This window comes from Lysinibacillus sp. NPDC096418, assembly GCF_044762775.1.
Lineage (GTDB): Bacteria > Bacillota > Bacilli > Bacillales_A > Planococcaceae > Lysinibacillus.
The window spans coordinates 69714-82762 of record NZ_JBIWEY010000002.1; the positions used below are offsets into that span (position 1 = coordinate 69714).

13 protein-coding genes are annotated in these 13049 nt (G+C 39.1%); 9 read left to right on the forward strand and 4 right to left on the reverse strand.

Annotation, left to right across the window (positions count from 1 at the left end; all coding sequences use genetic code 11):
• The first annotated feature begins 1 nt into the window (after position 1).
• From ACIQZG_RS02885 to ACIQZG_RS02925, 9 genes are all read left to right on the forward strand, one after another.
• The gene (locus ACIQZG_RS02885; RefSeq protein ID WP_402753662.1) at positions 2–775 is read left to right on the forward strand and encodes a dihydroorotate dehydrogenase electron transfer subunit; all 774 of its coding nucleotides are present in this window, start codon (positions 2–4) and stop codon (positions 773–775) included.
• Positions 772–1683, forward strand: coding sequence for a dihydroorotate dehydrogenase (locus tag ACIQZG_RS02890; RefSeq protein WP_402753663.1), 912 nt, complete (start codon positions 772–774; stop codon positions 1681–1683). The genes ACIQZG_RS02885 and ACIQZG_RS02890 overlap by 4 nt, the downstream gene beginning before the upstream one ends.
• A complete protein-coding gene (gene pyrF, locus ACIQZG_RS02895; protein WP_402753664.1) occupies positions 1683–2387 on the forward strand; it encodes an orotidine-5'-phosphate decarboxylase in 705 nt (234 codons plus the stop codon). The genes ACIQZG_RS02890 and pyrF overlap by 1 nt, the downstream gene beginning before the upstream one ends.
• Before the next feature lie 2 nt (positions 2388–2389).
• Positions 2390–3019, forward strand: a complete 630-nt coding sequence (gene pyrE, locus ACIQZG_RS02900) for an orotate phosphoribosyltransferase (RefSeq protein WP_402753665.1) — start codon at positions 2390–2392, stop codon at positions 3017–3019.
• Positions 3020–3515: 496 nt separating this feature from the next.
• Positions 3516–4526, forward strand: a complete 1011-nt coding sequence (locus ACIQZG_RS02905) for an ABC transporter ATP-binding protein (protein WP_402753666.1) — start codon at positions 3516–3518, stop codon at positions 4524–4526.
• The gene (locus ACIQZG_RS02910; RefSeq protein WP_402753667.1) at positions 4523–5461 is read left to right on the forward strand and encodes an ATP-binding cassette domain-containing protein; all 939 of its coding nucleotides are present in this window, start codon (positions 4523–4525) and stop codon (positions 5459–5461) included. The genes ACIQZG_RS02905 and ACIQZG_RS02910 overlap by 4 nt, the downstream gene beginning before the upstream one ends.
• Before the next feature lies 1 nt (position 5462).
• Positions 5463–6425, forward strand: coding sequence for an oligopeptide ABC transporter permease (gene opp4B, locus ACIQZG_RS02915; RefSeq protein WP_402753668.1), 963 nt, complete (start codon positions 5463–5465; stop codon positions 6423–6425).
• 25 nt (positions 6426–6450) lie between these two features.
• On the forward strand, positions 6451–7347 hold the full coding sequence (locus ACIQZG_RS02920; RefSeq protein ID WP_402753669.1) for an ABC transporter permease: 897 nt from the start codon (positions 6451–6453) through the stop codon (positions 7345–7347).
• A 16-nt stretch (positions 7348–7363) separates the two neighbouring features.
• Positions 7364–9124, forward strand: a complete 1761-nt coding sequence (locus tag ACIQZG_RS02925) for an oligopeptide ABC transporter substrate-binding protein (protein ID WP_402753670.1) — start codon at positions 7364–7366, stop codon at positions 9122–9124.
• 47 nt (positions 9125–9171) lie between these two features.
• Here the strand turns inward: ACIQZG_RS02925 and ACIQZG_RS02930 are convergent, their stop codons facing one another.
• From ACIQZG_RS02930 to ACIQZG_RS02945, 4 genes are read right to left on the reverse strand one after another with little or no spacing between them, the layout of a single operon-like run.
• The gene (locus ACIQZG_RS02930) at positions 9172–10095 is read right to left on the reverse strand and encodes an ABC transporter ATP-binding protein (RefSeq protein ID WP_402753671.1); all 924 of its coding nucleotides are present in this window, start codon (positions 10093–10095) and stop codon (positions 9172–9174) included.
• Positions 10088–11143, reverse strand: a complete 1056-nt coding sequence (locus ACIQZG_RS02935) for an ABC transporter ATP-binding protein (RefSeq protein WP_402753672.1) — start codon at positions 11141–11143, stop codon at positions 10088–10090. The genes ACIQZG_RS02930 and ACIQZG_RS02935 overlap by 8 nt, the downstream gene beginning before the upstream one ends.
• Before the next feature lie 14 nt (positions 11144–11157).
• On the reverse strand, positions 11158–12078 hold the full coding sequence (locus tag ACIQZG_RS02940) for an ABC transporter permease (protein ID WP_402753673.1): 921 nt from the start codon (positions 12076–12078) through the stop codon (positions 11158–11160).
• Positions 12075–13007 carry an ABC transporter permease gene (locus ACIQZG_RS02945; protein ID WP_402753674.1) on the reverse strand — a complete coding sequence of 311 codons (933 nt, stop codon included), beginning with the start codon at positions 13005–13007 and terminating at the stop codon, positions 12075–12077. The genes ACIQZG_RS02940 and ACIQZG_RS02945 overlap by 4 nt, the downstream gene beginning before the upstream one ends.
• Between the last annotated feature and the right edge of the window lie 42 nt (positions 13008–13049).

Below are 13049 nucleotides of genomic sequence, written 5' to 3' on the forward strand. Positions count from 1 at the left end.
TATGATTCGTCAAGAGAAAATGACGGTCGTCTCTCAAAAGCAAATCGCGACAAACATTTTCGAATTGACACTTCGTGGGGAACTGGTTCAGGACATGACGCCTGGCCAGTTTGTCCATGTAAAAGTGTCGGATTCACTGGAGCCGCTTTTACGTCGACCAATCAGTATTGCTAACATAGACAAAGACAACAATGAATTTACAATGATTTATCGCGCAGAAGGTCGTGGAACAAAAGTGCTTTCAACAAATCGCGAAGGACAAGTAGTAAATGTGCTAGGACCAATCGGTAACGGCTTCCCTGTGGATGCAGTGAAAGAGGGCGGAACAGCATTACTTGTCGGTGGCGGTATTGGTGTACCACCACTGCATGAATTATCAAAACAACTGAATGCGCGCGGAGTGAAAACAATCCATGTACTAGGTTTCCAAACAGAAGACGTATGCTTCTACGAGGATGAGTTCAACAAGCTTGGTGAAACACACTATGTCACAGTAGACGGTTCAAAAGGTACAAAAGGTTTTGTCACAAATGTATTAGAAGACCGCGCACCTGAATTTGATGTGTTTTATTCTTGTGGACCACTACCCATGTTAAAAGCATTAGAAAACTATTATCCAGAAAAAGAAGGCTACTTATCTTTTGAGGAACGTATGGGTTGTGGCATCGGTGCATGCTTTGCTTGCGTATGTAAAACAACTGAGCAAGTAGAAAAAGATTACGTCAAAGTATGTTCTGACGGTCCAGTTTTCCCGAAAGGTACGGTGGCATTATGAGTCGTTTAAATATTGAGTTACCAGGTTTAGATTTAAAAAACCCGATTATGCCAGCATCTGGTTGCTTCGGCTTTGGACGTGAATACGCACAACTTTATGATCTTTCAAAGCTTGGTGCGATTATGATCAAAGCAACAACTGTAGAAACTCGTCCAGGGAACCCAACACCGCGCGTTGCTGAAACAGCAGCAGGCATGCTAAATGCAATCGGCTTACAAAACCCAGGCCTTGAAAAAGTGATGAATGAGGAATTACCGTTTTTAGAAGCATATGATGTACCGATTATTGCAAACGTAGCAGGGACAGGTACTGAAGACTACGTTGAAGTGGCACGCCGTATTTCAACTGCACCAAATGTTAAAGCATTAGAATTGAATATTTCTTGTCCAAACGTGAAGTGTGGAGGAATTCAGTTTGGTACAGATCCAGCTACTGCGCGTGAGCTAGTAGCTGCGGTAAAAGCAGTTTCTAAAGTTCCTGTTTATGTAAAGTTATCACCTAATGTAACAAACATTGTAGATATTGCTAAAGCAGTGGAAGCAGGCGGGGCAGACGGCATTACAATGATTAACACATTAATCGGTATGCGTTTAGATGAACGTACTGGTAAACCAGTTATCGCAAATGGAACGGGTGGATTATCAGGTCCAGCAGTTAAACCAGTGGCAATTCGTATGGTTTATGAAGTGTATAAAGCCGTGAAGATTCCGATTATCGGTATGGGCGGTGTGACAGAAGCACAAGACGTTATTGACTTTATGTCTGCCGGCGCATCTGCAGTTGCAGTTGGTACAGCTAACTTTGTCGACCATTTTGTATGCCCAACTATTATTGAAGAATTACCCGAGAAACTAGACGCATTAGGCGTTCAACATATTTCAGAAATTATCGGAAGGAGCCACCGCTAATGAATACAAAGCCAATACTTGCACTTGATTTCCCAGGAGAAGCGGAAGTTTTCAAGTTTTTAAACCATTTTAATGAGCCTCTTTTCGTGAAAATCGGGATGGAGTTATATATGCAGGAAGGTCCAGATATCGTGCGTAAAGTGAAAAATCTAGGCCATGATATTTTTTTAGACTTAAAGTTGCATGATATTCCAAACACAGTCGGTTCCGCAATGAAGGGCTTAGCAAAATTAGGTGTGGACTTAGTAAATGTTCACGCAGCAGGTGGACGTCCGATGATGGAAGCTGCACTTGAGGGCTTAGAAGCGGGAACACCTGCTGGCAGAGGACGTGCAGCACTTATTGCAGTAACACAACTAACTTCTACGACAGAAGAACAAATGCAAGCAGAACAAAAGATTTCGTTATCATTACAAGATTCTGTATTACATTATGCAAGCTTAACGAAACAAGCTGGTTTAAATGGCGTTGTTTGTTCGGTACATGAGGCAAAAGCAATTGCTGAAATTTGTGGCGAAGATTTCCTACGCGTGACACCAGGTATTCGTCTAGCAGGCGGAGAATCACACGATCAAAAACGTATCGCTACGCCAGATGGTGCTAAACGAGACGGCTCTTCATTGATTGTAGTAGGACGCGCTGTAACAGGTGCACAAGATCCAGTAGCAGCATATAAAATCGTAAGCGAATTATGGGAGGCATAAACATGACATTACAAAATGAAATCGCACACGCTATGTTAAAAGTAGGTGCAGTAGAATTAAATCCAACAGACCTATTCACTTGGGCATCAGGCATCAAATCACCTATTTATTGTGATACACGTTTAACAATCTCTGATCCTATCATTCGTAAACAATTAGCAAATGGTCTAGCATCAGTTATCAAAGAAAACTTTGCAGCTACAGAAGTTGTAGCAGGTACAGCAACAGCTGGTATCCCACACGCTGCATGGGTAAGTGATATTTTAGATTTACCAATGGTTTACGTACGTTCAAAAGCAAAAGAACATGGCCGTGGTAACCAAATTGAAGGTAAATACACAGCAGGTCAAAAAGTAATCGTTGTAGAAGATATCGTATCTACAGGCGGCTCTTCAATTACAGCAGTAGAAGCATTACGCGCAGCAGGTTGTGAAGTACTAGGTGTTGTATGTGTGTACACTTATAACTTACCACGTGCAGAACAAGCATTTGACGAAGCTGGCATCAAGTACGTCTCTTTAACAAACTTCGACTACTTAATCGAAGCTGCAAATGAATCAGGTGCAATTAAAGAAGCGGATATTCCATTCTTAAAAGATTGGCATAAAAAGTTAAAAGCAGGGGAACTGTAATAATAAAGATACTTAAAAAGAAATAAAATCTTTAACTAAAGAGAGTCTGCGACGAAAGTGGAGCGGCAGTCGCACCGCGAAATTAAAAGCAGGAGAATTGTAATTCCTCAAGGTATTTAAAAGGAATATGTCCTAAATAAAACACGGTACGAAAAATTATTATATTTTTCGTACCGTGTTTTTTGTTGTGTTCGTAAATTATTGAAGGTAGATCATGGGGATTTTTTTGTAATGTATAGTTAATTAAGTTTAGGAAAAATTAAGATTCATCACCAAAAGTCAGAGATGATATTTACTTAAATTACGGATTGATTTTAGAATGCTAGTTGATTGGAGTAGAGGCTGGGTGAGCGTAGCTGACGCCCCTCGAAAAGCACCCGGCTGGAACGAAAAATCAACCACGGGTTTTGGTGAATAACTAAATTAAAGTACTAACTATGAAAAAGCAATAATCATGAAATTATATGATAAATCATTTGAGAGAGGTGGAATACGTTTGAGTTCAGATAGTGTGTTATTAAAGATAAAAAATTTGAATACGAGCTTTCGCATTAAAGATACGTATCATGCTGCTGTAGATGATGTTTCACTGACCCTCAATAAAAATGAGATTTTAGCGATTGTAGGAGAATCAGGTTGTGGGAAAAGTACTTTAGCCACGGCAATAGTAGGTTTACATAATCCATTGCATACAAAAACGACTGGAGAAATTCTTTATAAAAATAGTAATTTAACCAATCTTACTGATGAGCAATTTAATCGCTTAAGAGGAAAGGATATTGGATTTATATTTCAAGATCCGTTATCTGCACTCAATCCACTGATGCGTATAGGTGAGCAAATTGCGGAGGGGATAAGCTTCCATACAAAACTAACGAAGCAACAACAAAATGCGCGAGTTATAGAATTGCTAGAACAAGTTGGGATATCTGATGTAACCCGTGTTGTAAGGCAATTTCCTCACCAATTATCAGGTGGTATGAGACAACGTGTCATGATTGCTATTGCGCTGGCGTGTAAACCAGCTATCATCATTGCAGATGAACCAACAACGGCGCTAGATGTAACAATTCAAGCGCAGATTTTAGATTTGCTCAAAACCTTACAGGATGAAACAGGAGCAGGCATTATTTTAATTACCCATGATTTAGGTGTGGTGGCTGAGATTGCAGATCGAGTAGCGGTTATGTATGCGGGACAGGTTATTGAAATTGCAAGTGTGCAAGAGCTATTTAGAAATGCCAAACATCCTTATACAAGATCCTTATTAAACTCTATTCCACAAACACATAGTCAGGGAAATAAACTGAAAATTATTCAGGGGATGGTGCCCTCATTAACAAAGTTACCACGTGAGGGTTGTCGTTTTTCCACGCGCATTCCATGGATAGATGCAACAGTGCATGAAGAGCAACCGGAGCTTTATGAGGTTGCACCGGGACATTTTGTCAGATGTACTTGCTGGCAACACTTTTACTTCGAAGATGAAGGAAGTGCGTGTATATGAGTTTCATGAAAATTGATGATTTATGTGTGCATTACCCAATTCGCGGTGGTTTTTTAAATACTATTATCGATAAAACATGTGCAGTAGATGGTGTTACGATGGAGTTCGAAAAAGGAAAAACATATGGGCTAGTTGGTGAATCAGGATCTGGAAAATCAACCACTGGCAAAGCGATTATCGGTTTAGAAAAAGTGACATCAGGTCACATTATTTATGAAGGTGAAAATGTCACGAACCAACGTCGAAAGCGTGCATCTTCCTATAATCGTGATGTCCAAATGATCTTTCAAGATTCTCATTCGAGCATGAATCCACGGAAACGGGTTATTGATATTTTAGCAGAGCCGATTCGTAATTTTATGAAGGTTAGCGCGCAAGAGGAGCGGAAGCGTATAAAGGAGTTACTAGCAATTGTGGGGATGTCAGAAGATGTACTTTTAAAATATCCACATGAATTTTCAGGTGGGCAAAAACAGCGCCTTGGGATAGCTCGAGCCGTTGCTTGTTATCCGAAGCTCATCATTGCAGATGAACCTGTATCTGCTTTAGATATCTCTGTACAAGCTCAAGTATTAAATTTTATGAAAGATATTCAAGATGAATACGGCTTAAGCTATTTGTTTATCTCACATGATTTGGGAGTGGTGAAACATATGTGTGAGCACATTTCCATTATGTATAAGGGGCGTCTGGTCGAAACTGGAACGCGCGAAGATATTTATCATGAGCCACAGCATTTATACACAAATCGCCTATTATCTGCCATTCCTAATATTGAGCCGGAAACACGCCGTAAGCGCAAGCAAGAGAGACAGCAAATTGAAGTCCTTTATCAGAAAGAGCAACATAAATACTTCGACGATCAAGGCAAAGTATATCCATTAGTACCAATATCCAAGACACATATGGTCGCCATGAATGAGGAGTGGGTGTAGTATGTGGAAAACGATTGTGCGACGTATGATACTCATGATTCCGCAGTTATTACTATTAAGCCTATTTATTTTTATCTTGGCGAAGAATATGCCGGGAGATCCATTTACAGGCCTTATTACACCGGAAACAGATCCTACACGTATTGAGGAATTACGGATTCAAGCAGGTTTTTATGACCCATGGTATGTGCAGTACTTTAACTGGATTACGAATGCACTTCAAGGTGATTTCGGGCAGAGTTATACGTACAAAGTAGATGTTTCTACATTGATAGGTGAACGGGGATTGAACACATTCTGGTTATCTTTATTAAGTGTAATTTTAGTGTATTTACTAGCCATTCCCCTAGGCGTTTTGGCGGGGCGCTATCAAGATACGTTTTTAGACAAATCCATCGTGCTCTATAGTTTTATCAGTTATGCAATACCTACATTTGTATTGGCACTTATTTTTTTATATATTTTTGGCTACCGATTGCAATGGTTTCCGACGAGTGGGACCGTTGATATTGGATTAGAGACTGGGACCTTCGCTTATTACTGGAATAAATTTTATCATATATTGCTACCAGCTATAACGTATGCAAGTTTAGGTATAACAGGGATTGTCCAATATTTACGAACAGAAATAATCGATGCAAAGACGCAAGATTATGTTAAAACTGCGAGAAGTAAAGGGATTCCGATGAATAAAGTATATTCTCGTCATATATTCCGAAACTCTTTACTACCCATTGCAGCTTTTCTAGGTTTTACAATAACGGGCTTATTAGGTGGCTCGATCTTCATTGAAACAATCTTTGGTTACCCAGGGATGGGGCAATTATTTGTTAATTCTATAATGAGTCGTGATTATAGTGTGATCACTGCACTGGTATTACTGTATGGCTTCTTAACATTAGTAGGAAGTCTATTGTCAGATATTATTATGAGTATCGTGGACCCAAGAATTCGTATAGAGTAAGCCCACAAAGGAGAGTTGAATTCAAATGGAACAACAAACAATCGAAAAATTTGAAAGCTCTCCGCCAAGTGGTTTACAGGTCATATTGCGAGAGTTTAAAAAAGATAAAGTTGCTTTTTTTTCGCTTATTGCCATATCATCGTTGATTCTAGTCATACTGAGTGCGGCTTTTTTTATTGATCAAGAGAAAGTGATGACTATCGATTTACATGAACGTTATACTGAGCCAGGGGTTAATGGCTTTATTCTAGGGGCTGATCAGGCGGGACGGGATATATTAGGGCAATTGATAATCGGTTCACGTAATTCTATTGTGATTGCAATGGTAATTACCGTTATTACAGGTGTTGTCGGTATTATACTGGGTGTACTCATGGGCTATTACGGTGGCTATATCGATAACTTTTTAATGCGAATGATAGATTTCTTTATGACATTGCCAACTTTAATGATTATTATCGTGTTTGTTTCCATCATTCCAAAATATGGAGTGTGGGAATTAATCTTAATCATGAGTTTATTTCTTTGGATAGGAACAGCGCGGTTAGTACGAAGTAAAGTACTGTCAGAAGGTCGACGTGATTATGTAAGTGCATCGAAAACAATGGGAACAAGTGATGTTTCAATTATGTTTAAAGAAATTCTACCTAACTTAAGTTCCATCTTAATCGTAGAGTTAACGTTAAGTTTCGCCGGAAATGTTGGGATTGAAACAGGGTTATCTTTTTTAGGGTTCGGCTTACCTCCGTCAACACCAAGTTTAGGAACTTTGGTCAGCTATGCCACAAATCCTCAAGTATTAGCAGATAAATATTGGGTTTGGTTGCCAGCATCTTTACTGATTTTAGTGCTTATGCTGGGCATTAACTATATTGGTCAAGCGCTACGTCGTTCAGCTGACGTCAAACAAAGATTCGGTTAAGGAGAGTGGGATTGTAATGAGAGGAAAAGGTGTTTTTTTGTTATTACTTTTTTCTATAGTACTTCTAATGTTAACAGCATGTTATGGACGAGAGAAAGATACTTCAACAATAGACATCCACTCTTTACCGCTTGCTGTAACGAATGAGGGCGAAGTAATTTCAGGTGGTACATTAAAAGTAGCGCTTGTTACAGATTCACCGTTCCAAGGTATTTTTTTAGCAGAGCTATATGAAGATGCATTTGATGCTGAAATCTTTGGGTATGCATCAAATTCACTGTTTGAAATAGATGGTGATTTTTTAGTAAAAGATACTGGCATTGCAAAGTTAGATGTTCATACAGAACAAAATAAAGCGACTGTTACCATTCGAAAAGGTATTAAGTGGTCAGATGGACAGCCATTAACAGTGGATGATTTAATTTATTCCTACGAAATTATAGGTCATCCAGATTATACAGGCATTCGTTATGATGGGAGTTCTCAAAATATCGTGGGGATGACAGAGTACCACGAGGGGAAAACAAAAACAATCTCAGGTATCCAAAAAATCAATGACCAGACGATAGAGATTACTTTCAAAAAAATAACCCCAGCGATTTATTCCATTGGGGACGGGTTATGGGGATATGCGGCGCCTAAACATCAGTTACAGTCTATAGCAGTAAAAGATTTACTTTCATCTGAGGCAGTGCGTAAAAATCCGGTAACGCTTGGAGCGTTCAAATTCGACAAAGTGATTAACGGTGAGTCAGTTCAATTTGTAGCAAATGAAAACTACTATAAAGGCAAGCCTAAAGTAGACAAAGTCGTCGTACAAGCAGTACCTTCAACTTCAATTAGTGAAGCACTTAAAGTAGGGAAATATGACATTGCCACACCATTTCCTACAAATCAATTCGATAGTGTAAAAAATCTTATGAATGTAGCAATATTAGGGCGCCCTGAGATGGCTTATTCCTATCTTGGCTTTAAATTAGGCACATTTGATACGTCAAAGCAAATTAACGTGTATAATTCATTGTCAAAAATGAACAATCAAAAATTACGTCAAGCAATTGCATATGGCATGGATATTGAAACCGTAACTGAAGTGATCTATCAAGGGTTACATAAACGAGCGAATTCGTTAATTCCACCAGTATTTTCGTTCTACGATGTTTCGTTAAAAGGGTATGCTTACGATGCTGAAAAGGCAAAAGCACTATTAGATGAAGGTGGATATATCGATACAGATGGTGATGGTTTTCGTGAAAATCAACAAGGTGAAAAATTGGTCATCCGCTTAGCCGCAATGGCTGGATCAGATGTGGATGAAGTCATTGTCGCGTATTATCGTCAAAACTGGGCAGATATCGGTTTAAATGTGGAGTTAACGACCGGACGTTTAATAGAATTTAATAGCTTCTATCAGAAAGTACAATCGGATGATCCAGAAATTGATATGTTTATGGCTGCATGGGGGACTGGGACTAATCCGTCTCCTTCGGGGTTATATGCAAAGGAAGCAGCATTTAACTTCAGCAGATTCGTATCTGGGGACTTAACAAAAATGCTAGAAGATATTGATTCTGAAAAGTCCATGATGGCGGATTATCGTTCGAAAGCATTTCGTATATGGCAAGATTACATGGATGAGCAAGCAATCATCATTCCAATGTATTTCCGCACTGAAATTATCCCTTTAAATAAACGTGTGAAAAACTATAACGTTGACTATCAAAACGGTACCGAACTTCAAGATATCGAGTTAACTACTAATACACCAATTCAGTAAAAATAAAAACTACTTCCCTCTTAGCGTTATCTAAGAGGGGAGTAGTTTTAGCGATTGGCAACCCAAGTTTTCACTATGTTTGCACTTCCGTATACAAAATGTTGTTCTCCAACTGTATGATACGTTTCGCTATCGTCAAATTCAGTATGCTTGTATGGAATCCGTTGACGCCTTTTCTCTGACATAGGATCTGGAAGCGGTATCGCAGAAAGTAATGATTTTGTATACGGGTGGACAGGGTGGTTGTAAATATCATCTGCTTTCCCAATTTCCACAATTTTACCACGGTACATAACGGCAATTCGATCACTAATATATTTAACCATCGATAAGTCATGGGCGATGAAAAGATACGTTAAACCACGTTCTTTTTGTAGTTGTTTTAAAAGATTTACAACTTGTGCTTGAATCGATACATCAAGTGCTGAAATAGGCTCATCAGCAATGATAAACTTAGGATCTAAGCTAAGTGCACGTGCAATGCCGATACGTTGCCTTTGCCCACCAGAAAACTCGTGAGCATACCGATTTGCGTGTTCTTTGTTTAATCCGACTGCTTCAAGTAGTTGAGTTACTTTTTCACGACGCTCTTTTTTATCCTTGTATAGCCCGTGAATTTGAAAACCTTCACTAATGATTTCTCCAGCAGTCATACGCGGATTTAAAGAAGCATATGGATCTTGGAATATCATTTGCATTTGACGATTAAATTTTTTTAATTCATTTTTTGATTTTTGTCCATGAACATTTTCGCCTTCAAAAATGATTTCGCCGTCAGTAATATCGTATAGGCGGATGATAGAGCGACCTGTTGTCGATTTACCACACCCGGATTCACCGACAAGTCCTAATGTTTCACCTTCATAAACATCAAAACTTATGCCGTCAACAGCTTTAATAGCATTATTAGAAGAACCGAAATATTGTTTTAAGTTTTTGATTTCGAGAATTTTTTTTGCTGTATCAACCATTTGACTGGACCTCCTTTGCTAAAAATCCTTCGATGCGTTTTGCAACTGCATCTGGTAGTGGAATGTTTGGCGCATCAGGATGAAGTAACCAAGTTTTTGCGAAATGCGTATCACTTACTTGGAACATCGGTGGCTCTTTTTCATAATCAATGGCCATTGCAAATTCATTGCGTGCAGCAAAAGCATCACCTTTTGGTGGGTGTATAAGATCTGGTGGTGAACCAGGAATTGCACGCAATAGCTCATTTGAATCATTATCTAAGTATGGCATTGAGCCGAGCAAACCCCACGTATAAGGGTGTTTTGGGTTATAAAAAATATCATTAACGGATCCATATTCAACGATTTGACCGGCATACATCACCGCAACGCGATCCGCTACGTTAGCCACTACACCTAAATCGTGGGTAATGAAAATAATCGATGTTTTCGAATTTTTTTGGATTTCTTTCATTAACTCTAAAATTTGAGCTTGTATTGTTACGTCTAGGGCAGTTGTTGGTTCATCGGCAATTAAAAGTTTTGGGTTAGCTGCAAGTGCAATGGCAATTACAACTCGCTGCCGCATACCACCTGAAAATTCGTGTGGATACTGCTTAAACCGTTTTTCTGGGAAGGGTATCCCAACTTGTGTTAATAATTCAATTGCACGTTTTTTAGCATCATCTTTTGTTACTTTTTGGTGCTGTAAAATCACTTCTGTTATTTGACGTCCGACCTTCATAGTAGGATTAAGGCTTGTCATTGGGTCTTGAAAGATCATTGCTATATCATTACCGCGTATTTTTGACATTTCTTGATCAGTTAGTGGAATTAAATCACGGCCATTGAACAAAATCTGTCCTGACTCATAAATACCAGGTGGCTGTGGGATTAATTTCATAAGTGCATTACTTGTAACACTTTTACCCGAACCTGATTCACCAACGATTGCTAGTGTCTCACCTTCTTTTAAACCGAAGTTAACGCCCCGTACTGCATGGACAAGGCCTGCATATGTTTTGAAATTTACTTTTAAATCTTTTACTTCTAAAATTGTTTTACTCATCATTAGCCACCTCCTTATTTACGTAGTTTTGGATCGAGTGCATCACGTAAGCCATCTCCGATAGCGTTAAACGCGAAAATTGTTAGTGAGATGAATATCGCTGGGAAAATTAAACGCCAAGGTGCATTTGAAAGCGCTTTAATTCCTTCAGAGGCCATCGTTCCCCATGATGCGTTTGGGGCTGGAACACCGAGTCCAAGGAAACTAAGGAATGCTTCAGTGAAAATAGCAGTTGGAACAGTTAGTGTCATTGTTACTAATATTGCACCTAGTGCATTCGGGATTAAATGTTTTAATATCAAGTGCCATGTGTTTGCGCCCAATGTCCTTGCAGCAAGCACAAATTCTTGATTTTTAATTGAAAATACTTCCCCACGAACGATTCGAGCCATGTTAATCCAGCCGGTGATTGACAAGGCAATTATCATTGGTATTATACCTGCTTCCATTACCACCAGAAGTACAATAACAACTAATAGGTAGGGGACTGCTGTTAAAACATCTGCAATACGCATCATAATATTATCGACACGCCCCCCTGCTAAACCAGCAATACTGCCCCAAAGTACGCCGATAATTAAGTCAATGACAGCGGCTGAAATTCCAATAAGTAGAGAAATACGCGCACCAGCCCACACTCGAACGAAAATATCACGACCTAAATCGTCAGTTCCAAACCAAAACTGTGCAGATGGTGGGGCATTATAAACACCTAGTTGATCACTCGCTTTGTAAGGTGAGAGCAACGGTACGAAAGTCGCCATTACAATGATAATAATTAGCGCAATGACACCGATAATCGCCATTTTATTGTGGGTAAAACGGATATATACTTCTTTCCAAAAGGAAACGGATTTTTCGGCTAATTTTTCAGTTGCTTCATAGTTGCCGCCAACGATTTGAAACATCTCTTTTTCTAACTGTTGTTGAGTCATGATTTTTTCGCTCCTTTCAATTTAATTCGCGGATCAATAAAGCTGTATAAAATATCAACAATTAATACTGCGAATAAAAGGATGATCGAGTAGAACACTGTGGTTCCCATGATGACTGTATAGTCACGGTTTGTAATACTTTGAACAAAGTGTTTCCCTAGACCTGGGATTGCGAAAATATGCTCTACGATAAAACTACCTGTCACGACGCCGGCTGTAAGTGGACCTAAGTAAGTGACTACTGGTAGTAGGGCGTTGCGTAATGTATGACGGAAAACAATTGTCCATTTTCCAAGCCCTTTGGCACGCGCCATTTTTACGTATTCACTATTGTTTTGCTCCAACATGCTGGAACGAGTTAATTTGGCGATAAAGCCCATATGCGAAAAGGCAATCGCTAACGCTGGTAATACACTATAAATAAATCCCTTCCATCCACTCACGGGGAAGATTGGGAATTTGTATGCTAAGAAATATTGCATTAATCCCGCTAAAATGAATGAGGGAACAGAAATGCCAAGTACCGCAAAGGAAGTTGCTAAATAGTCTGGAAACTTATTATGATAAAGTGCGGAAAAGGCTCCTATTAATACACCAAAACCTACCGCTAGTAACATAGCTTCTATTCCAAGCGTTAAAGATACAGGGAAACTTTCCGAAATCATATCATTTGTCGAGCGTGCTTTATATTTCATAGATTCACCGAAATTGAATGTTGCTGAATCAATTAAATAATCTTTGTATTGAATGTACCAAGGGTTATCTAAACCGTATGTTTTATTTAAATTTGCCTCAATTTGAGGAGGGAAATTACGTTCACTTGCAAAAGGGCTACCGGGAGCCAGACGCATTAAGAAAAACGTAATTGTGATGATGACGAAAAGCGCGAGGAGTATATACATCAGTCTTTTGAAAATGTAATTAATCATATAAAGTCCTCCTTTCAACTATTAAATATCAGATAAATGCTA